This is a genomic window from Staphylococcus simulans (assembly GCF_047037175.1).
Taxonomy (GTDB): Bacteria; Bacillota; Bacilli; order Staphylococcales; family Staphylococcaceae; genus Staphylococcus; species Staphylococcus simulans_C.
Map to the genome: position 1 here is coordinate 1,546,475 of NZ_CP178241.1, position 20,733 is coordinate 1,567,207.

19 protein-coding genes are annotated in these 20,733 nt (G+C 36.5%); 5 read left to right on the forward strand and 14 right to left on the reverse strand.

Annotation, left to right across the window (positions count from 1 at the left end; genetic code table 11):
• Positions 1 to 564 precede the first annotated feature (564 nt).
• Entirely contained in the window at positions 565 to 1,575 is a 1,011-nt protein-coding gene (bioB, locus tag ACFCT9_RS07830) for a biotin synthase BioB (protein ID WP_412518347.1), read from the forward strand.
• 57 nt (positions 1,576 to 1,632) lie between these two features.
• Here bioB and srtA read toward each other — a convergent pair whose 3' ends face one another.
• Positions 1,633 to 2,241 (reverse strand): class A sortase SrtA, encoded by a 609-nt coding sequence (srtA, locus tag ACFCT9_RS07835; protein ID WP_412518349.1) that lies wholly within the window; start codon positions 2,239 to 2,241, stop codon positions 1,633 to 1,635.
• Positions 2,242 to 2,396: 155 nt separating this feature from the next.
• Between srtA and ACFCT9_RS07840 the strand changes: the two genes are divergently transcribed.
• Positions 2,397 to 2,636, forward strand: coding sequence for a hypothetical protein (locus tag ACFCT9_RS07840; RefSeq protein WP_412518351.1), 240 nt, complete (start codon positions 2,397 to 2,399; stop codon positions 2,634 to 2,636).
• 51 nt (positions 2,637 to 2,687) lie between these two features.
• Here ACFCT9_RS07840 and ACFCT9_RS07845 read toward each other — a convergent pair whose 3' ends face one another.
• Positions 2,688 to 2,990 (reverse strand): hypothetical protein, encoded by a 303-nt coding sequence (locus ACFCT9_RS07845; RefSeq protein WP_412518353.1) that lies wholly within the window; start codon positions 2,988 to 2,990, stop codon positions 2,688 to 2,690.
• 195 nt (positions 2,991 to 3,185) lie between these two features.
• On the opposite strand from ACFCT9_RS07845, the gene ACFCT9_RS07850 reads away from it, so the two are divergent.
• Positions 3,186 to 3,812, forward strand: a complete 627-nt coding sequence (locus ACFCT9_RS07850; RefSeq protein WP_412518355.1) for an FMN-dependent NADH-azoreductase — start codon at positions 3,186 to 3,188, stop codon at positions 3,810 to 3,812.
• A 256-nt stretch (positions 3,813 to 4,068) separates the two neighbouring features.
• Here the strand turns inward: ACFCT9_RS07850 and ACFCT9_RS07855 are convergent, their stop codons facing one another.
• The 3 genes from ACFCT9_RS07855 to ACFCT9_RS07865 form a co-directional block, all read right to left on the reverse strand.
• Positions 4,069 to 5,028: a cation diffusion facilitator family transporter gene (locus ACFCT9_RS07855; RefSeq protein ID WP_412518356.1), complete on the reverse strand. Its 960-nt coding sequence runs from the start codon at positions 5,026 to 5,028 to the stop codon at positions 4,069 to 4,071.
• Positions 5,029 to 5,119: 91 nt separating this feature from the next.
• Complete coding sequence (locus ACFCT9_RS07860) at positions 5,120 to 6,550, reverse strand: phosphate--AMP phosphotransferase (protein ID WP_412518358.1); 1,431 nt, start codon at positions 6,548 to 6,550, stop codon at positions 5,120 to 5,122.
• A gap of 135 nt (positions 6,551 to 6,685) precedes the next feature.
• Positions 6,686 to 7,555, reverse strand: a complete 870-nt coding sequence (locus tag ACFCT9_RS07865) for a fructosamine kinase family protein (RefSeq protein WP_412518359.1) — start codon at positions 7,553 to 7,555, stop codon at positions 6,686 to 6,688.
• A gap of 204 nt (positions 7,556 to 7,759) precedes the next feature.
• On the opposite strand from ACFCT9_RS07865, the gene ACFCT9_RS07870 reads away from it, so the two are divergent.
• Positions 7,760 to 8,785: a PTS transporter subunit IIC gene (locus ACFCT9_RS07870; protein WP_412518360.1), complete on the forward strand. Its 1,026-nt coding sequence runs from the start codon at positions 7,760 to 7,762 to the stop codon at positions 8,783 to 8,785.
• 100 nt (positions 8,786 to 8,885) lie between these two features.
• Here the strand turns inward: ACFCT9_RS07870 and deoB are convergent, their stop codons facing one another.
• A complete protein-coding gene (deoB, locus tag ACFCT9_RS07875; RefSeq protein WP_412518362.1) occupies positions 8,886 to 10,079 on the reverse strand; it encodes a phosphopentomutase in 1,194 nt (397 codons plus the stop codon).
• A 34-nt stretch (positions 10,080 to 10,113) separates the two neighbouring features.
• A complete protein-coding gene (locus tag ACFCT9_RS07880) occupies positions 10,114 to 11,415 on the reverse strand; it encodes a pyrimidine-nucleoside phosphorylase (RefSeq protein ID WP_412518363.1) in 1,302 nt (433 codons plus the stop codon).
• A gap of 252 nt (positions 11,416 to 11,667) precedes the next feature.
• On the opposite strand from ACFCT9_RS07880, the gene ACFCT9_RS07885 reads away from it, so the two are divergent.
• The gene (locus tag ACFCT9_RS07885; RefSeq protein ID WP_412518365.1) at positions 11,668 to 12,678 is read left to right on the forward strand and encodes an NADP-dependent oxidoreductase; all 1,011 of its coding nucleotides are present in this window, start codon (positions 11,668 to 11,670) and stop codon (positions 12,676 to 12,678) included.
• Between the two features lie 112 nt (positions 12,679 to 12,790).
• On the opposite strand, the gene ACFCT9_RS07890 is transcribed toward ACFCT9_RS07885, so the two are convergent.
• The 7 genes from ACFCT9_RS07890 to ACFCT9_RS07920 all read right to left on the reverse strand — a co-directional run bounded on the left by ACFCT9_RS07890 (position 12,791) and on the right by ACFCT9_RS07920 (position 20,675).
• On the reverse strand, positions 12,791 to 13,192 hold the full coding sequence (locus tag ACFCT9_RS07890; protein ID WP_412518366.1) for a sporulation protein: 402 nt from the start codon (positions 13,190 to 13,192) through the stop codon (positions 12,791 to 12,793).
• A gap of 197 nt (positions 13,193 to 13,389) precedes the next feature.
• Positions 13,390 to 14,145 (reverse strand): pyruvate formate-lyase-activating protein, encoded by a 756-nt coding sequence (gene pflA / locus ACFCT9_RS07895; protein ID WP_412521635.1) that lies wholly within the window; start codon positions 14,143 to 14,145, stop codon positions 13,390 to 13,392.
• Positions 14,146 to 14,254: 109 nt separating this feature from the next.
• Complete coding sequence (pflB, locus tag ACFCT9_RS07900; RefSeq protein WP_412518367.1) at positions 14,255 to 16,504, reverse strand: formate C-acetyltransferase; 2,250 nt, start codon at positions 16,502 to 16,504, stop codon at positions 14,255 to 14,257.
• A gap of 284 nt (positions 16,505 to 16,788) precedes the next feature.
• Positions 16,789 to 17,160 carry a DUF488 domain-containing protein gene (locus ACFCT9_RS07905; RefSeq protein ID WP_412518368.1) on the reverse strand — a complete coding sequence of 124 codons (372 nt, stop codon included), beginning with the start codon at positions 17,158 to 17,160 and terminating at the stop codon, positions 16,789 to 16,791.
• A gap of 1,259 nt (positions 17,161 to 18,419) precedes the next feature.
• Positions 18,420 to 19,160, reverse strand: a complete 741-nt coding sequence (locus tag ACFCT9_RS07910; RefSeq protein WP_412518370.1) for an epoxyqueuosine reductase QueH — start codon at positions 19,158 to 19,160, stop codon at positions 18,420 to 18,422.
• Between the two features lie 70 nt (positions 19,161 to 19,230).
• Complete coding sequence (locus ACFCT9_RS07915) at positions 19,231 to 20,148, reverse strand: DUF5996 family protein (protein ID WP_412518372.1); 918 nt, start codon at positions 20,146 to 20,148, stop codon at positions 19,231 to 19,233.
• Between the two features lie 104 nt (positions 20,149 to 20,252).
• Entirely contained in the window at positions 20,253 to 20,675 is a 423-nt protein-coding gene (locus tag ACFCT9_RS07920) for a universal stress protein (RefSeq protein ID WP_412518374.1), read from the reverse strand.
• Positions 20,676 to 20,733 lie beyond the last annotated feature (58 nt).

Consider the following 20,733-nt stretch of genomic DNA (forward strand, 5'->3'; position numbering starts at 1 on the left):
TTTCCCTTGTCCAATTGTTACGTATATTGTTTACCACTTACCTGAGTTTTCAAAAAACTAGTGTAAATAAAGAGTACCACAATTTCAAACAACTTTGTATTGTTATTTATTTATTTTGTGTAAATTTTGTTGAACCACTCATTTTTATAACACATAATTAGCGGAATGTAATTTTTTGATTAATTTTATAAATGTATTAATAAAAAACAGTCTGCTAAACGGTCTAAATTGCACTATTCAATTGAACTAAATGGATTAGTTTTTTATAAATTATTACTGAAATTTGTGCTTTTTCGCTTTATAGTTTCTTAATTAAAGCTAAATATAAAGCGTTTACATTAAAAATATTCACTTCATATACGTCACAATTCAGACACATTTTAGACACATTTCAATGCTGTTACTGTATTTTTTATTTTTCTCAGCTATCCCTTCACTCATATAAATGTATAAGAACACCTCTTTCTCCATCCATGCTTCACTTGCATATCCCCTTTTATAAATGTAAACTAATAATATCAATAAGTTTACATACTGAATTTCACTGTAAAGGGGAGCTTTATTATGAACATTGCTCAAGATATTTTAAATGGTAAATCACTAACTAAAGAAGAAGCTTATAATATATATACAGATGATACGATTGATACGATGACGTTATTAGATGAAGCTTATGCTATTCGTAAGCATTACTATGGAAAGAAAGTAAAACTGAACATGATTTTAAATGCGAAAAGTGGTATTTGTCCGGAAGACTGCGGATATTGTGGTCAATCAAGAGATATGAAACGTAAAGATCGTTATGCATTAATTCCAGAAAATGATATTGTGGCAGGCGCAAATGCAGCTGCTGAACATCAAATCGGGACTTATTGTATTGTGATGAGCGGACGTGGTCCTAGCGATAAAGAAGTGGATCATATTACTTCATCTGTAAGACAAATCAAACAAACACACCCTGAATTGAAAGTGTGTGCTTGTTTAGGTATCGCAAACGATGACCAAGCACAACGTTTAAAAGATGCTGGGGTTGACCGTTATAACCATAACTTAAACACAAGTGAAAATTATCATGATACAGTCGTTACAACACATTCATATGAAGAACGAGTTAATACTGTTGAAATTATGAAAGCACATCATATTTCACCTTGTTCTGGAGTAATCTGCGGTATGGGTGAAACGAATCAAGACAGAATTGATATGGCATTTGCTTTAAAAGAGATTGATGCGGACAGTATTCCAATTAACTTCTTACATCCTATTCAAGGTACAAAATTCGGAGAAATGGACGAACTTACACCAATGAAATGCTTACGTATTATCGCCCTTTTCCGTTTGATTAATCCAACTAAAGAAATTAGAATCGCAGGCGGACGTGAAATCAATTTACAATCACTCCAACCTTTAGCACTCCTAGCGGCCAACTCAATTTTCGTTGGAGATTACTTAATTACAGGTGGTCAACCTAATGAAATGGATTATCGTATGATTCAAGATTTAGGTTTTGAAATAGATCACAGTAATTTACCTGAGGATACAGCTGAACAAATCACGCAAAAATTAGAAGCATAATAGTAGAAACATAAAAATAGACCTGAGACAGTTTAAAATTGTCTCAGGTCTTTTCAATTACGCAACTCTTTCGGCAGTATAAATACTACGTGTTTCCCACTCGTCAGTTTGCGGATTATAATCATCACATGTGATTAATGTTAATTGCTCTTTTTTTCCTTTATGTTCATCCAATACACTGACCTCACTAGGCTTTACACCTCTAATATCAGTGATTTTGTATTTGCGAGTTTCATTACCTACTTTAAAAGTAACTTTCGCACCTTTCTTTACTTTGTGTAAATTCGTAAATTGATAATTACCAGAAGTATTGGTATGTCCAGCAATCGCTATATTTTGTTGATCGAGTGATTCATCCGCTTCAGCCAAACTCACACCTCGGTTCAACTGTTCAGGTGTTGCTTCACCTGGATAAACCGCTTCTTTAATATCTACACTCGGAATATCTATATATCCCACTAATTGTGATTTATCTTTAGGAACTTGTGGTACTTCTTTCTTCTCTTGTTTTTTTGAGGCTTGTTGTTTATCATATTGTTCTATTTTCGCTTCATTTTCTTTACCTGTAATAAACTGATTGATTTGTGGTTTAAATACCATAAAGATGCCCGCTAAAATAAGAACGACACCAAGTACAGTAAATAACCGTGATTTCCATTTCCCCATTTATAAACCTCCTAATTCAGTTCGACTCATGCTGTGAATTTCATCCATTATAACATGGTTTTCAATATACATATAGAGCAATGTGCTCACTAGCAATCAGAATAAAAATATTATACAATTAATTAGATAACAAACTATTTTTAAGGAGAAAGACGATGTGGAATGTATTTAAAGGAATCATTTTTGTTTTAGCACTCATCGGCACTTACAAGGTGTGGCAAGAAGGTCATTATTTAGAGAACTTTCTACATTTCTACGGCCAAGTATTTAACGGCACTTTCTTAAGTCAAATTCAACAGTGGTCAGATAACCAATCCTTGCTTCAGCACCTTGAATCATACATGCAACAACTTCCTTCACTAGATGAAATTAAAAACTTGCTACATTTAAAATAACATCATCATTTACAAAGCCTATTATGCACTGTAAATGATGATGTTATTTTATTATTGCTTATGATGTTTCAAATCCATAGATTCTTTATATGCCGCGTCTGCACTTTGAAAATGCGGACTACGTGGAATAACTTTGTTTTCTACAGCTGTTTCGTATGCACCTAACTTTTGTGCTTCTGTTTTCTTCGGATCATTGAAGAATGCTTTCAACTGCTTCTCTGTAGTAATACCTTTCATTTTATGTTTTTGTGTTGCGGCAGCTTTCGCATCATTTTGTATTTCTGCTTCAATCGTATACAACCCTGAACCGATGACTAATAAAAATAATAATGTACCAATGACAAAATTTTTCATGACTTCACCTCTAGGCTTCATTTCCAAACGTATTATACGCCTAACGTTAGCGCGTGCTCCACCTTAAACTTGCTTGTTCACGAAATCTACCTATTTATACAATGCACTGAAAGTGAAAACTTTCCTCTTTACATATAGTAATTGTATCAAGTATAATAAATATATCTTAAATTACATGAAAAAGGATGATAATTAATGTCACAAATTTTATATATTACTGCTCACCCACTTAACGAAATGGTTTCTAACTCAATGGCAGTCGGAAAATCATTTATCGACAAATATAAAACTGAACACCCAGATGATGAAGTCGTTCACATCGACTTGTTTAAAGAATATGTACCTGAAATCGATGCTGAAGTATTTTCAGGTTGGGGTAAATTACAGTCAGGCGAAACATTAACAGATTCAGAACAACAAAAAGTAAATCGTTTAACAGAACTTGTTGATCAATTCGTTGCAGCAGATAAATACGTTTTCGTTACACCAATGTGGAACTTATCATTCCCACCAGCTGTGAAACGTTACTTCGATGCAGTAACAGTTGCTGGTAAAACATTCAAATACACTGCAGAAGGCCCACAAGGTTTATTAACAGATAAAGCTGCCTTGCATATTCAATCACGTGGCGGTTACTACAGTGAAGGACCCGCTGCTGACTTTGAATTAGGCGATCGCTATATCCGCACTATTCTTGCTTTCATGGGCGTACCAAATATTGATTTAATCGCAATTGAAGGTCACAACGCTGAACCCGAAAACGCTGAAGAAATTAAATTGAATGCTATCCAAAACGCAGAACAATTCGCTAAACAATTTTAATCATATAAAAACGGGCAACCTTAATGGCTGCCCGTTTTTTATTATTTATCTTCGTTTTTCTTTTCTAATTTTTCTTTTTGCTTTTTCGCTTGTTCTTTCGTTTCATCTACAACGCGTCCTTGGATTGAACCTTTTTTCTCTTCAGCCATAATATAGCCTCCTTTAGTTATGTTTTGTCTTATCTCAACTAAACAAACGGTTGAAATTTATAACCGTATTTACTATATTACCCTAAAGACAATTAAATCACACATAATTATGCTTTTTCATGCTCAAATTGTTCAAAATAGTTCTCATCCAAATGGTTCAAATCTAAATGTTCAATTTGTAACGTTGTATGATGCAAACCATACTTTGTTTTTAATAATTGTTCAAGTTGGTTGATAATACGATAAGCATCTTGGCTATCTTTACTATCTAAAACCACATGCGCAGATAATGAGTATTGATCAGAAGTAACACTCCACAAGTGGAATTCATGTACATCTAATACATGTTCTGCTTTTTTCATATCTGTCATAATTTGATCCACATCTAAACCGTCTGGTACAGATTCCATTAAAATCATCCATGCATTCTTTAAAATTTTATAACCGCCATTTAATAATACTGCTGAAATCACAATACTTAAAATCGGGTCAATCATTTGGATGCCTGTCAATTTAATTAAAATAACAGCCAAGATGACACCCACAGAGTTTAATAAGTCACCAAAGAAATGCCAAAGCGCACTTTGAATATTGATATTCTCTTCAGATTTTAACGAATGATACAGTAACCACGTTAATACAATATTAACGATTAAACCAATCACCGCAATCACTAACATTAAGCCGCTTTCGATTTCTCTTGGGAAAATCATACGCATGATTGCTTCATAAAAAATCCATAGTGAAATGACCACAAGTGCTAAACCATTTAAGAAAGCTGCGATGACTTCAAATCTTAAGAAACCGTATGTAAAACGGTCTGTCGGCCGCTTACTGGATAAATAAATTGCGACCATTGATAGCCCTAGTGCTAATACGTCACTCAGCATGTGGAAGGAGTCTGATAAAAGTGCCAATGAGTTTGACACGAGACCTCCTATAAATTCAACTAATGTAAAGAATAGCGTGATGATTAATGATAACCACAGTGTTTTCTTAGAACTTTTTTGAATTTTGCGATGTTCCACATGATGAAAATAATAGGTTCTAGAATAATTTCTCGCCATTACTTTTCCTCCCCCTTTTTGCGATTGTTCCTCTTCTATCCATCAATCATTGATGTTTTTATTGTTTATATGCCCTCAATTATATCAATTATTAATCGTGATGTACGCCCCACAACGCAGTTTCACATGTTTTAATAATACGTTTTAATACCGCAATACGTGCTGTTTTCTTATGATCAGCTGGAATAACATACCATGGTGCGTTTGCAGTATTTGTTTTTTGAATCATATCCGCACTGGCTTCTAAATATAAATCCCATTTTTCACGGTTTCGCCAGTCTTCATCTGTAATTTTCCATTGTTTATCTGGATTTTCTTCTCTGGCTTTGAAACGTTCTAATTGAACATCTTTATCCAAACTCAAGAAGAATTTTAAGATAATCGCGCCTTCATCTGTCCACATTTTTTCAAAGTCATTAATTTCATGATAAGCACGTTGCCATTCATCTGTTGTCGCAAATCCTTCTACACGTTCAACCAGTACACGGCCATACCAGCTGCGGTCAAAGAATTCAATGTGTCCTGTACGCGGCATATCTCGTGCGAAACGCCATAAGTATTGATGCGCAAGTTCAACATCTGTCGGTGCACTGATCGCATTGACTTCATAACCAGTTGGATCTAATTTTTCACGGATACGTTTAATATTACCGCCTTTACCTGCCGCATCCATACCTTCAAACACTAAAATCAATGGTATTTTTCGTTCATATAACGCAAATTGAATCTCTAACATACGTGCTTGGAGTTTTTCGATTTGTGCGTTATAGTCTGATTTGCTGACTTTGTCTAACGGATTATTAAATACATCGGTTGTATAGTCTGCAGTAAACAGGCCATCCCGTGTTTGAACACGTTCATGATACGCTTTAATAGCTTTTTTAAGTCGTTTAATAATGTGTTCATACATTGAAATGGTTGCCGCTTCTCCATCTGTATAATCAATAATCTTCCAATCTTTTTGTGATGGATCTTTCAGAATTTCATGCATTTCTTCAAGATAAATATCATCCGGAATAACATTTTCATATTCTTGTGCTTTCCATCTTGTTAATGGATTTTCTTTTGTTTGTCTGATGTGTTCTTGGCGTTTTTTTTCATCAATTTCAATATAGAACTTAATAATTTCATACTGGTCATTTTCAAGCATCGTTTCAAAACCATCAATTTGATCACGCAGCACATGATAATCTTTATATTGTAAATGTTTAATTCCATTTACTTTGTAATCGATATAGTGTGAATACCAGCTACGGAAATATATATTAATATCACCTTTGCCCGGTAAAGTGTTCCAATACTTTTGTAAGAATTGGTAGCGCAAATTTTCTGGTGTCGGTGATGCTGTAGCAATAAAGCTTGAGTATTTCGCATCCAAAGTCAATAGTAATTCATTAGACAGACGTGTTTTCCCTGCTGCGGGTACACCCTCGAATAGAATCATCACTGGAATCCCTAGTTGATGTGTTGTTCTTGTTAACTCAGATGCTTCTAACTCAAGGTCTTTAATCTTAGTTGACATTATTCTCACCCCATTTTTAGACTTACCTATAAATTAACACTTTTTAAGCTGCAAATGGTCAAAGGAGTAAAATTCTACCCTCACTATGTAAGGAAAAAGCGACCTACTTCATCAGCAAGCCGCTATAATACCTATTTATAAGTTCGCATCACTTAAAATTTTATCCATTGACGCATCTACACTGCCTTCATACATTGGACCGAATTTTACTAAATGTACTAACAGTAAATAGAATTTATAGAATTCAATACGTTCATACGCACCTTCATCTAAAGGATATGCTTTATCATAAGCTTCATAGAATTCTTCTGAGAAACCGCCGAAGGTAGCCGTTGCGCCTAAATCAAATTCACGGTCCCCATACATCGGTGCTGGGTCGAAGAGTGCCGGTTCACCACTCTCTAAAAACATATAGTTGCCGCCCCATAAGTCACCGTGTAATAAAGAAGGTTTACTTTTGTGGTTATCTAAAGCCTGTACAATGACTTCTCGTACATTATCGAACTTATTCAATTGATTAACGTCCCATAATCCTTTTTCAACAACGACTTCTCGTAAATGATCCAATCTGCGATTGACAAAAATTTCTTTCCAAGAATCCGTCCATTCATTATTAAATGAAATATCTCTGCCTTCATAAGGATGATCATAACCAAAACGTTTATCAGGATTATGGAAATCATGTAGTTTTGCGACTAACTTGCCGAGTTCTGCTTGGCTGCCGCGTGGTCCTTCTTCTAACCAGCTTAATACTAAATACGCATCTCCATTAATTTCGCCATTCGCAATGACACGCGGTGCAGTAATATCCGCATATTCAAAGTCTTTTAATCCTTCTGCCTCTGCCACATAGAAATCATAAGAACTATTCGGTTGTACTAATAAGAAGAATGTTTCATTGTGTTCGGTATCAATACGATAGGCATCGTTCACGTCACCGCCTGTCACTGGAACAATATCTTTAATACCTGAAATCGGTAAATTTTGCTGCCATAACTTATCCATTATCTCTGCCCCCGTTCTAAAATATCTCATACATTATATATACCACTTATCTTATAATTATAACTTGCTTTCGTTAACCCGCTTGTTAAGCATATGACTTTTGTTTATTTCTTTTAACAATGATGTGTTATTCAAAATAACAATCTTTTTTGCAGTTGCATTTATGCTATACTAATGACAAATAATTGGAGGGTGAAATCCTAAATGAAAAAACTTCTACATCGTTGGTTTATTCAAGGTCTAAGTTATATGACCTTAGGCTTATTTGGTTCACTTATTATCGGTTTAATCTTACAAACTATCGGTAAACAAACTTTGTTTCCTGTTTTAAATTTACATTTCTTATCTGATATCGGTACCGTTGCGATGGGCTTAACAGGTGCTGCAATCGGGGGTGCTATTGCTTATGGTTTAGGTGCACAGCCGTTAGTGGTCTTCTCTTGTATTATTGTCGGCTCGCTCGGTTATGATAAATTCGGCGGCGGTGCAGTTGGTGCCTTTGTCGCAACATTAGTAGCAACAGAATTAAGTCGTTTTTATGCCGCTAAAACAAAAATTGATATTATCATCTCACCATTGCTTACATTAATTATCGGGGGTGCCGTTGCTAAGTTTATCGGACCATTCTTAAATGACTTTATGGTATCCCTCGGTAAAATGATTATGCTTGCGACAGATCAACGTCCACTTGTCATGGGTATCTTAGTCGCAGTTATTTTCGGTTTAGCTTTAACAGCTCCGATTTCTAGTGCCGCCTTAGCTTTAATGTTAGATTTATCAGGTCTAGCTGCAGGTGCCGCAACGATTGGATGTTGTGCACAAATGGTTGGCTTTGCGGTCACAAGCTACAAAGACAATGGTGTCGGCGGTGTAATTTCAGTCGGTATCGGTACAAGTATGCTGCAAGTGCCGAACATCTTAATGAATCCGGCCATTCTAATTCCACCGACACTCGCAAGTGCGATTGTCGCACCAATCATGACCACACTCTTCCCAATGACGAATAATGCGGCAGGTGCTGGTATGGGAACGAGCGGCTTTATCGGACAAATTATGACAATCAACACAATGGGCGCTTCACTTCAAACTTGGATCTTAATCGGGGTCTTCCAAATTGCATTACCTGCGATTGTCAGCTACTTGCTTTATAAAGTGTGTCGTAATGCAGGTTGGATTAAAGACGGAGATCAAAGAATTCATATTGGTGACAAACGCACATCCAACTCATAATTAACCATTATACGTATAAAAATAACGTTCCATCCTTCTATTGGATAGAACGTTATTTTTTATGTCTAAATTTTTCTGTTTATTTAATATTTAATATCCACTATTCAGAGTCAACACCGAGTTCAGATAGATAACTGCGACCAAATTCAGGCATAGGTACATTAAAGTTATCTGCAATCGTTGCCCCAATAGAGCTGAATGTCGTATCTCCGCTTAATTCATGTGCTTTATCTTTTAACTTCGGACTATAGAACAATACTGGAATATATTCACGCGTATGATCAGTACCAGGCGCAATTGGATCGTTACCATGGTCTGCTGTGATGATTACTAAATCATCTTTTTGCAGATGATCAAACAGTTCAGGCAAACGTTCATCAAAGTCTTTAATAGCTTGCGCATAACCTTCTTTATCACGACGATGGCCATATAATGCATCGAAGTCAACTAAGTTTAAGAAGCTGATACCCGTAAAGTCATGTTTAACGACATCAATCAGTTGATCCATACCATCCATATTATTTTTCGTACGGATTGCTTTCGTAACACCTTCACCATCATAAATATCATTGATTTTACCAATCGCGATGACATCATAATCATAGTCTTTCAATTCATTCATCACCGTACGGCCAAATGGTTTCAAAGCATAGTCGTGACGATTTGAAGTACGTGTGAAGTTGCCTGGTTCTCCCACATAAGGACGCGCAATAATACGACCGATTAAATATTTAGGGTCTTTCGTTAATTCACGGACTTTCTCACAAATATCATATAACTCTTCTAAAGGAATGATATCTTCATGTGCCGCAATTTGAAGCACAGGGTCAGCTGAAGTGTAGACGATTAAATCGCCTGTCTTCATTTGGTGTTCGCCCCACTCATCAATAATTTGTGTCCCTGATGCTGGACGATTAGCCACAATTTTACGTCCTGTCATGTCTTCAATTTCTTGAACTAATTCATCAGGGAAGCCTTCTGGATAAACTTTAAATGGCTGCATAATATTTAAGCCCATAATTTCCCAGTGCCCTGTCATTGTGTCTTTACCGACAGACGCTTCGCTTAGCTTTGTATAAAAGGCTTCAGGATGTTCTACTTTATTCACTACAGGTAAAGATTCAATATTACCTAATCCTAAACGCTCTAAGTTTGGTAATTGTTGTTTAAAACCTTCTAATGTATGTTTTAATGTGTGACTGCCTTCATCATTGAAAGCGGCCGCATCTGGCGCTTCTCCGATACCTACAGAGTCCATCACAATTAAATGTACACGTTTAAATGGCGTTGTCATACTCACTCGCTCCTATCTTTCTTTATTTCAATTATTATTCTGTAATCATCGTATGAATCAATGTTGGTGCTTCACCTGTTTGTGCAATCGTAATATTATCATAGATTTTAGCTTTCACATCATCGATTGATTCTGTATTACTATATACAGTCATTAGGCTTTCGCCTGTTTCAACTTTATCTCCGACTTTCTTATGGAGGACTAAGCCAACAGCTAAATCAATTTCATCTTCTTTAGTTTGACGACCTGCACCCAGCATCATAGATGCGATCCCCATATCATTCGCCACAATTTCAGTAACGACACCGCTAGATTTGGCTGGGATATCAATTTGGTATTTAGCCTGAGGTAATAATTCGGGATGATCTACTACTTCAGGATTACCCCCTTGATTAGCTAAGAATGTGCGGAATTTATCTAAAGCTGCGCCGCTCTCAATCGCTTCTTTCAGTAATGTACGTGCCTCATCTAAAGTATCAGCTTTACCGCCAAGCACGACCATTTGAGAACCAAGCGTCATCACTAATTCAGTTAAATCTTCTGGTCCTTCACCGCGTAAGGTATCAATGGCTTCTTGTAATTCAAGCGCATTACCAATCGCATTGCCTAGTGGTTGGCTCATATCAGAAATAATAGCCATTGTTTGTCTGCCGACATTATTACCAATTTTAACCATCGCATGCGCCAATGCTTTTGCATCATCTAACGTTTTCATAAATGCGCCATTCCCTGTCTTAACATCTAAGACAATCGCATCCGCACCAGCCGCAATTTTCTTACTCATAATGGATGAAGCAATTAACGGAATAGAGTTTACTGTTCCTGTTACATCACGCAACGCATAAATTTTCTTATCCGCAGGTGTTAAGTTGCCAGACTGGCCAATAACCGCTAACTTATCTTCATTCACTAAGCGAATAAATTCATCTTCTGAGATTTCCACATGGAAGCCATCTACCGCTTCCAACTTATCAATCGTACCACCCGTGTGTCCTAATCCACGTCCGCTCATTTTCGCAACCGGTACACCGACCGCCGCAACTAATGGCGCAAGTACTAATGTTGTGGTATCTCCTACACCGCCTGTAGAGTGTTTATCGACTTTGATGCCGTCGATTTTAGATAAATCAATCACGTCGCCTGAATGAACCATAGCCATGGTTAAAGCCGCACGCTCTTCATCATTCATATCTTGGAAATAAATTGCCATCGCAAGACTCGACATTTGATAATCTGGAATGTCGCCATTGGTATAATGTTCGATCATCCAATTAATTTCTTCAGTCGTTAAAGCCTTGCCGTCTCTTTTCTTATCGATTAAATCCACCATTCTCATAATTTTTGCCACTCCTTCAATTATTCTCTTTCATCTGTGCTTTGTGACACTTGCTTACTTATATTTTACCACGAGGCAGCATCAAAACGAGAATGAAATGAATAGAAAACAGGACAAAATCAAATGAAATATTTTGCGATAAATATCTAAATGACATCTTTTCACAACCTTATGAAACATAGGTTAATGTGCTTATTTCTAGGGAAAGTAGGTGTATAATAAAGTAAATGAGAAATTGGAAGTGTGAAGAGTATGGCAAAAAAGAAAATGCGAGCAATCATCAACAGAAAATACGGCAAACATGCCAAAGCAGAATTAAAAGAAGTTAAAAGACCTAAAATCAAAGATGATCAAGTCTTAATTAAAATACATGCGGCCAGTGTAAATCCGGTCGATTTTAAAATAGCGCAAGGCGGTAAAATGCGCCTCTTCTTCAACTATAAAACACCTTATATTATGGGGCATGATTTTGCGGGTGAAATTGTAGAAGTCGGCAAACATGTCTCCGCATTTCAAATCGGTGACAATGTCTATGGTTTAAAAGCCGGTGCCTTCGCCGAATACATTACCGCAACACAAAATCAAATCGCCGCAATGCCGAACCACCTAAGTTACGAAGAGGCCGCTTCTCTTCCGATGGCAGGTCTAACTTCCTACCAAGCTTTAAATGATGTCATGCATTTAACAAGAGGTCAAAAAGTCCTCATTCAAGCAGGTTCCGGCGGGGTCGGTACCTTTGCGATTCAATTTGCGAAAGTCTTAGGTGCTTATGTTTCCACAACAACCAGTCGTAAAAATCATGAATTAGTGAAAGACCTCGGTGCTGACCATATCATCGATTACCGACATCAAGATTTTACAGAGGTACTCAAAGAGTATGACGGTGTCTTTGATACATTAGGCGGTAACAATTTACTTTCCGCATTTAAGATTTTAAAACCCTTAGGTAAAGTCGTGTCGATCAACGGTATTCCGGATGCACAAACTGCCAAAGATTTAAAACTCTCTTTTTGGAAACGTCTGTTATTAACCTTTGCGTCACGTAAAATTCAACGTACTGCACGACAACATCACGCAGCCTATCACTTTATCTTTACACATGATAGCCGCGCACAATTAAACAAAATCAGACAACTGGTAGAAGCACATAAAATCAAACCGGTCCTCGACCTTACCTTTGACTTTGAAGAAGTAGACAAAGCACTAGAATATCTTCAACAAGGCCATGCGACTGGTAAAGTTATCATCCGTATTTCAAGATAATCCTACCGATACTAGGACTCATCAAAAACAAACTAAAAACACCGCATTCCTTTATCCTAAGCGCAACACTTCGATAAGGAATGCGGTGTTATTTTTATACGAAACATCTGTCTTATTTAATAGTAATTTCAGCGTCTTCTTCTGCATCCGCACCGTTATCAATATAGACATAAGTTCTGAGTGTCAATGCATCTGTGTTATTTTGGAATTTATATTTTTCAAGCGGAAATTCAAATGATTTTTCCACAGTTTGATCTGCTTCAATCACTTGTTCACTATTAATTTCATAGACTTGTAAAATATTTTCCATTTCATCAAAGTCACTGTGTTCTGTTTCATTTTCTTTGTGTTCGATTAAAGAAAGTTTAATTTTAGAGATTTGTTGATCCGCATCTCCGCCTTTTAAAACAACTTTCCCTGAAATTAATTCATTAGCGTCAAACACATCTTTTTCTAAGCGTGTTTCAACTGTTAATGCCCCTACACCAAGTGATGTTAATAATTTTTCAAACATAGTATGCCCTCCTTGAATGGTTGTGAAATATTATATTGTCGACTTAGTTATCTCTTCCCTAATACTAAGTCGTTTAATTCAAAACTGGTATCTAGATTTGAACAACACTATTATGTTAAAAAAGAATGTCACTTCATGTCAATCGATGGATAGTGAAAACAGACGCCCAGAATAATTCTAAGCGCCTGTTTAATATTTTATACACTCACTGGAGTGATACCTTTAAAGTTAACTAAATCGTATGCACGTACGACTTCTTCAGTTGTCGGTTCGACAACACCTTCTAATGGATACTCAAGTTCTAATGCTTCGTACTTATGCACACCTAATTGGTGATAAGGCAAGATTTCAAAGCGTTCGACATTCTCTAGTGAATTAATAAATTCGCCGAGTTTAATTAAATCTGCTTCATCATCTGTATAGCCTGGAACAAGTACGTGACGAATCCAAACCGGTTGTTTGCGATCAGACAACATCTTCGCAAATTTAATAATATGTTCATTAGGTTTTCCTGTTAATGCGATATGTTTCTCGTTATCAATATGTTTCAAATCAAGCAATATCAAGTCAGTATACTCAAGCAAATTATCTAAATGGGAAAGGAAAGCTTGAGTCTCATTCACACAACCTGCCGAAGTATCAATACATGTGTGAATGTCTGCTTTTTTCAATTCTTTAAATAACGCTTCTATGAATGGCATTTGTAGTAAAGGTTCGCCACCGCTGATTGTGACGCCTCCACCGGAAACCGTAAAGTAAGGGCGATAAGGAAGGATTTCATCCACTAATTCGTCAACCGTCGCTTTACGGGATGCGTCAGTCAACCCCCAAGTATCAGGATTGTGACAGTACAGGCATCTTAATAAACACCCTTGTGTAAATATAATGTAGCGAAGTCCTGGCCCGTCAACTGTCCCTAAACTTTCTACTGAGTGAATTCTTCCTTCCATAATAATCGTCCTTTCTTTTTGTTTCATGATCCATATTACTCTTATTTTTATACGTCATACTTTGTTATTTCTAATAGGTATCAAGCCGCAGTGTATGCGGCTCTTACCTTAATTACATTCTTTCGTGGAATGTTCTTGAGATAACATCTAATTGTTGTTCTCTTGTTAATTTAATGAAGTTTACTGCGTATCCAGATACACGAATTGTTAATTGTGGATACTCTTCAGGATGTTCCATTGCATCTAATAATGTGTCTCTGTTGAATACGTTGATATTCAAGTGGTGACCTTGTTGCATTGCATAACCATCTAATACAGAAACTAAGTTATGGTTTTGTTCCATATCTGTTTTACCTAATGATTTAGGTACGATACTGAATGTATTAGAGATACCATCTTTACAGTATTCATAAGGGATTTTCGCAACAGATGATAATGATGCTAAAGCACCGTGTTCGTCACGACCGTGCATTGGGTTAGCACCTGGTGCGAATGGTTCGCCTTCTTTACGTCCATCTGGTGTATTACCCGTTTTCTTACCATATACTACGTTTGAAGTGATTGTTAAGACACTCATAGTGTGTTCTGAATCACGGTAAGTTTTGTGTTTACGTAATTTTTTCATGAATGATTTTACTAATTCTACAGCAATATCATCTACACGTTTATCGTTGTTACCGTATTTAGGGAAGTCGCCAGTTGTTTCAAAGTCTACTGCTAAACCTTCTTCGTTACGAATAGTGCGTACTTCACCGTATTTGATTGCTGAAAGTGAGTCGGCAGCTACAGATAAACCTGCGATACCTGTTGCCATCGTACGTATTACGTCTGTATCATGTAATGCCATTTCGATACGTTCGTAGCTGTATTTATCATGCATGTAATGGATGATGTTTAGAGAGTTGATATAAACGCCTGCTAACCATTCCATCATTTGATCAAATTTCGCATAAACTTCATCATAATCTAAGATTTCTGAAGTAATCGGTACAAATTCTGGTCCAACTTGTTTGCCTGATTTTTCATCTTTACCGCCGTTAATCGCATAAAGTAACGTTTTCGCTAAGTTGGCACGTGCACCGAAGAATTGCATTTGTTTACCGATACGCATTGCAGATACACAACATGCGATACCATAGTCATCGCCATAGCTTTCACGCATTAAGTCATCGTTTTCGTATTGGATAGCGCTTGATTTGATACTCATTTCAGCACAGAAAGTTTTGAAGTTTTCTGGTAAACGTTGTGACCATAAAACAGTTAAGTTTGGTTCTGGTGCTGGTCCTAAGTTATCTAATGTGTGTAAGAAACGGAATGAGTTTTTAGTTACCATGTGGCGTCCGTCAATACCTACACCACCGATTGATTCAGTTACCCAAGTTGGGTCGCCTGAGAATAATTCATTGTAGTCAGGTGTTCTTGCGAATTTCACAAGACGTAATTTCATAATGAAGTGATCCACGATTTCTTGTACTTCACGTTCAGTGATGTCACCGTTTTGTAAATCACGTTCTGCATAAATGTCTAGGAATGTTGATGTACGTCCTAAACTCATTGCTGCACCGTTTTGTTCTTTGATGGCTGCTAAATAAGCGAAGTATAACCATTGAACTGCTTCTTTGAAGTTTGTTGCTGGTTTGCTGATATCATAACCGTACATTTCAGCCATTGCTTTTAATTCGTGTAAAGCGCGGTGTTGTTCAGATAATTCTTCACGTAAACGGATTGTTCCTTCATCCATTTCAGTAGACATGTTATTGAAGTCTTTTACTTTTTCTTCAATTAAGTAGTCAACACCATATAATGCTACACGACGATAGTCACCGATAATACGTCCACGACCGTATGCATCTGGTAAACCTGTAATGATACCTGCTTTACGGCAAGCTAACATTTCTTTAGAGTAAGCATCGAATACACCTTGGTTATGTGTTTTGCGAATATCAGTAAAGATTTTTTCAGTTTCTTTATCTAATTCATAACCATAAGCTTCACATGCAGCTTTAGCCATACGAATACCGCCGAATGGTTGCATTGAACGTTTAAATGGTTTCTCAGTTTGAACCCCTACGATTTGTTCAATGTCTTTGTTTAAGTAACCTGCATCATGTGACACGATTGTTGAAGCAACTTTCGTATCCATATCCCACATGCCGCCGCGTTCACGTTCTTCTTTAGATAATTCCATAACTTGTTTCCAAAGATCACTTGTTGCACGTGTTGGTGATTCTAAGAATGAAGAGTCGCCATTGTACATTGTGTAGTTCAATTGAATAAAGTTTCTAACATCCACTTCTGAAGTCCATTTGCCAGTTTCAAATCCTGCCCATGCTGATTGTTTTTTTGATTTTGGTTCAATCATTGATATCCCTCCATGGATAATGTGTATTTTAGGTTTATTGTTTGTTCACCTTTTCACATATTATTATAACGTGACTTGTGAAATAAATCACTAAATTATGAAACCGTTTTAATAAACATGTGACAAGGATGTGACTCTGTTAGATTAAGTGTTATATTCTTCACACTGTGTATTAGAACAGTAAAGATTTAATTGCAAAATAAAAACAATCCAACAAAGCGTTATATACCTTGCTGGATTGCTGCGATAAATATTCAATTCTCATTTTTTTGTATGCTATCTTCCTATTTATAACCTTGATCTTTTAAATAAGATTGTAAGACCACTGCTTGATTATGTTTTTCATCTTTAGCACCATATAAAATAATAATATCTTTACGCGCATCTTTGACCATGCCTTCGAGTGTTTTTAATTCCTCATTTTGTTCATCATTATTTTCAAGTTCTTTAATATATTTCTTTTTAAAATCTTCAAACTTATCTGCATCATGATTGAACCATTCTCTTAATGCTTTAGTAGGTCCAATCTTTTTCAACCATTCATCTAAGTTGGCATTTTCCTTTGAAATACCGCGTGGCCATACACGATCCACCAATATACGTACACCATCATCTTCTGCTTTATCATCATAAATACGTTTCACTTTAATTGTCATTGTCGTATCCTTCCCTTCATTCAATGATGATTGCCTTTATATTTATTCTACCCTTGCGTTCCCTATACAAACAAGGCTGAACTGCTATTTAAATAGGAAGAAACACCATTTCTCCCTATTGCATACAATATTTCTGTGGTGGTACAGCGCTTACATAATGCAACAGTAAACCGTACAGTTTCACAATAACGTCACAACTCTAAAAAGTTATGCACCATATTTAGTGATTTTACTCACAAGTCATGTTATTGTAGTATGTGAAATAGATAACAAAGTTGTTTCAAGCGATAATGTTGTTCTAGAGACCCCTGAGACATGAACAGCAGATAGATGAGCGCTTCTGACAACGCTATCTATTTAAAATTTTAATTTGGCGGCATTATTTTATGATAATGCGACGCTTTACAGTGAACGAGTACATCTCAGAACAACAACTTAGAAATTTCATTGGCAGGAATACCGTGGTAGGATTTCTGTCGTGTTGCTGCATATTTCTTTAACGATGTTCCCCGCATCCGAAAGAAACATGTATCAATTTTAGTATATTTCAGGAGGTGAGTTCTCATATAAGCGAAGTCGAATCCAGGATTACCCCATCCTATATTCGAAGCTGACACATTTGTATCATATTGAACTTTGATGTGTTTCCCCTGATACATCAAGTAAACAACATTTCAAAACAGCTGCACTATTAAGTAAGTGGCTCCCCAACCATTTACTTGTATACTCCCAACTTTCGTAAGCAGCTAAATGAAATGATGTGCCCCGACAATATGAAACAAATGCAAGAGCTAATCTCTAAAAATGAGTCGTAAGTATATTCAAACGTTGAGCATACATGATACAGATAGATTGGATGACAGAGGATTCAACATCTGAACGTCATACTTGCTCAAACCACTCCTTAAAAATTGTAGGCAAAGTAAGTAATAAGCATGATAACCAGTTATATTGATGAACTCTTATAGAAATATACTAAATGGTTCGTTCTCATACACTTTCCCCTGAGTGTATGGAACATTGAGTAAACTCCTTAAAATTGATATTGTTATTACAAGTACTAGAAATGATTCCCCGTCATTTCTAAACTCACTGTAACGAAGAGAAGGTTTCCCCAGACCTTCTCTTTTTTTATGTTTTTGCCATACATGAAACACAAACGTTTAGTCAATGACATTCATCACAAGTTAAAATAAACAATAAGCGCCTGATAACGCAAGTACTGTTTTAGTACCTGCACTATCAGGCGCTTTGTCATTTTAAGATTGTGTCGATTCATTTTGTTCAAGTTCATCAAAGAAAGCTTGCGCAGCTTTATTGACTTCTTTAAAATCAATACCTTGTGCTTGCGCCGCAAAGACACAGCCACAATAACATTGACGGTAAATATTATAATCACGACACATTTCAAGTGAACGTTCATATCCTTTATTCTTTTTAAAGTCACTTGGTAAATAATTAACATCATATAACTTTTGAACTTCTGATCCTAATTCATTAATCAACTGTGCATTTTTCTTAGGTGACAAAGTTAATGCACTGCCGAAGTAGTCATAACCATATTTAACAGCCGCTTCTGCCACCATATCTAAACGCATCTCAAAACATGCGGTACAGCGTAAACCGCCTTCTGGTTCATCCATCACACCGCGTGCTTTTGCCATCTTCATAAATTCATGCGGTTTATATGGTGCTTCGATATAACGCACCGTCGTCTCATTGCGTTCATTAAAATCTTTAATAAACTGTTCTTGCACATAAGCACGGCGTTCATATTCTTTCTTCGGATGAATATTCGGATTCGCAAAATATATTGCCACATCCGCATATTGCGTCAGAAACTCTAATACATACGTACTACAAGGTGCACAACAACTATGCAACAAAATTTTAGGACGTTCCTCTGAGCGTTCCCATTGTTGTATCATTTTCTTCAAGACTCTATCATAATTGATTTTTTGATTTTTCATTTTGGCTACAATGCCGTCCATTTCAATCATGGCTATGTTCGCTCCTTCTTAGCTGAAATTTCACATGTGCATTCATTATAGCGAAATACCGGCAGATGCGCTATGCCTCATAATCTGACAAGTCATTCTTCGGCATATTCATTGGAATGGTATAATGGGATGTTCCTTCCCAGCCTTGATGTTTGGTGAAAATTTCAAAGCCGCGTTTGAACGTTTCATTAATCACATCTAATTCATCTAAAGTACCTTGTTTCAATTCATAAACAAATTCTGTTAATTGTTGACTGAAATAAGCTCCTTCAGGCAATTGTCCTTCATACGTAAAGTCTGCATCCACAAATGGATAAGGTAAGACAAAGAAGGTTGGCCCTTCAAAGTTGTCATCACCAAACCAGAAGCCGAATTCCACAAAGCGTTCATCAAAACAGCCGTATTCAATGACTTGTCTTGGTTTAAACGTCTCATACATATCGTTATAGACCACTAATGCGGATATATCAAAGGTACCCCAGAATAACCCTGGACCTTCTACACGGGCACGTAATGGGGTCACAAAGCGTTCTAAAGCACGGTTAGCATACTGCATCAATTGTACAGCTTGCACGACTTTATCATGATCATAATGATGATGTGTCGTATCTTCATCTAAAGGTGTCGTATCTGACACTTCTTGAGGTTTAGGATTGAGTTCAACTTCAATATCAAACGCTTTAACAGTGCCTGTGATTTGTTTGTAGTAGTCTTGGACTGTTTTGCCATCTTGTAGCGGGAATGTGGTCATATCTTCATTCACACGTACTTCAATTTGGTCATCTAAGACGTTGACGCTGATTGAGAAGTACTTTTCACCATAATACAGTAAGCCTGTTGTAAAGCCTTCTGGTGTCATCGTTAACGTAATATGCTCCCATTGCGGTGCTTGATAAGCACACGCAAGCTTATATTTACCGAGTATTTGTGCGATTAAATGCAGCGTTTGTTGTTCATTTTTCCAATCTTGATATTTTAATAGGTTCATGGATCTACCTCCCCTTTTTAAACCTCTACCCCTTTTTAGACGAGAAATGTAAAAAAGAAACCGCCGAAGCGGTTCCTCATCTTTAAAATGAATACATTATACAGTTATTTAACAATTAAGACAGGTGTGTTAGAACGTTTTGCGACTTTGTGTGTCACATGACCTAACACGTGCTTAATTTCAACACGAGAACGTTTGTTACTCATTACCACCATGTCGTAATGATTTTTTTCTAACTCATCTAAAATTTCAATCGTTGGACTACCTGTTGTAAAGACAATTTCATAATTCAAGCCTCTGTCTTCAAGTTCTTTGATAAATGGTTTCATATCTACTTCTTTTTCTTTTGTTACTTCTTCAAAATGTTTGTTTTGATAACGCACATAGTTCGCAAGTTCTGTTTCAGAAATGACATGATACACTGTGATTTTGGCTTGATCATTATTTTTTGTTAAAGCTTCTAATTGGTCTGGTACATTGTTAAACGCATTACCGAAATCATACGGTACTAAAATGTTATTATACATAAAACTTCACTTCTTTCTTGATAAAGTTTAGTATCAACCTATTCATTATTAATATACC

Excerpts from the sequence above, each read along its gene's own strand:
- pflB (WP_412518367.1), bottom strand. The coding sequence starts at position 16,504 with ATGATTGAACCAAAATCAAAAAAACAATCAGCATGGGCAGGATTTGAA.
- deoB (WP_412518362.1), bottom strand. The coding sequence starts at position 10,079 with ATGACAACGCCATTTAAACGTGTACATTTAATTGTGATGGACTCTGTA.
- ACFCT9_RS07880 (WP_412518363.1), bottom strand. The coding sequence starts at position 11,415 with ATGAGAATGGTGGATTTAATCGATAAGAAAAGAGACGGCAAGGCTTTA.
- ACFCT9_RS07870 (WP_412518360.1), top strand. The coding sequence starts at position 7,760 with ATGAAAAAACTTCTACATCGTTGGTTTATTCAAGGTCTAAGTTATATG.
- ACFCT9_RS07845 (WP_412518353.1), bottom strand. The coding sequence starts at position 2,990 with ATGAAAAATTTTGTCATTGGTACATTATTATTTTTATTAGTCATCGGT.
- ACFCT9_RS07915 (WP_412518372.1), bottom strand. The coding sequence starts at position 20,148 with ATGAACCTATTAAAATATCAAGATTGGAAAAATGAACAACAAACGCTG.
- bioB (WP_412518347.1), top strand. The coding sequence starts at position 565 with ATGAACATTGCTCAAGATATTTTAAATGGTAAATCACTAACTAAAGAA.
- ACFCT9_RS07865 (WP_412518359.1), bottom strand. The coding sequence starts at position 7,555 with ATGGATAAGTTATGGCAGCAAAATTTACCGATTTCAGGTATTAAAGAT.
- ACFCT9_RS07850 (WP_412518355.1), top strand. The coding sequence starts at position 3,186 with ATGTCACAAATTTTATATATTACTGCTCACCCACTTAACGAAATGGTT.
- ACFCT9_RS07840 (WP_412518351.1), top strand. The coding sequence starts at position 2,397 with ATGTGGAATGTATTTAAAGGAATCATTTTTGTTTTAGCACTCATCGGC.
- ACFCT9_RS07885 (WP_412518365.1), top strand. The coding sequence starts at position 11,668 with ATGGCAAAAAAGAAAATGCGAGCAATCATCAACAGAAAATACGGCAAA.
- ACFCT9_RS07910 (WP_412518370.1), bottom strand. The coding sequence starts at position 19,160 with ATGATTGAAATGGACGGCATTGTAGCCAAAATGAAAAATCAAAAAATC.
- ACFCT9_RS07905 (WP_412518368.1), bottom strand. The coding sequence starts at position 17,160 with ATGACAATTAAAGTGAAACGTATTTATGATGATAAAGCAGAAGATGAT.
- ACFCT9_RS07920 (WP_412518374.1), bottom strand. The coding sequence starts at position 20,675 with ATGTATAATAACATTTTAGTACCGTATGATTTCGGTAATGCGTTTAAC.
- ACFCT9_RS07890 (WP_412518366.1), bottom strand. The coding sequence starts at position 13,192 with ATGTTTGAAAAATTATTAACATCACTTGGTGTAGGGGCATTAACAGTT.
- ACFCT9_RS07860 (WP_412518358.1), bottom strand. The coding sequence starts at position 6,550 with ATGTCAACTAAGATTAAAGACCTTGAGTTAGAAGCATCTGAGTTAACA.
- srtA (WP_412518349.1), bottom strand. The coding sequence starts at position 2,241 with ATGGGGAAATGGAAATCACGGTTATTTACTGTACTTGGTGTCGTTCTT.
- ACFCT9_RS07855 (WP_412518356.1), bottom strand. The coding sequence starts at position 5,028 with ATGGCGAGAAATTATTCTAGAACCTATTATTTTCATCATGTGGAACAT.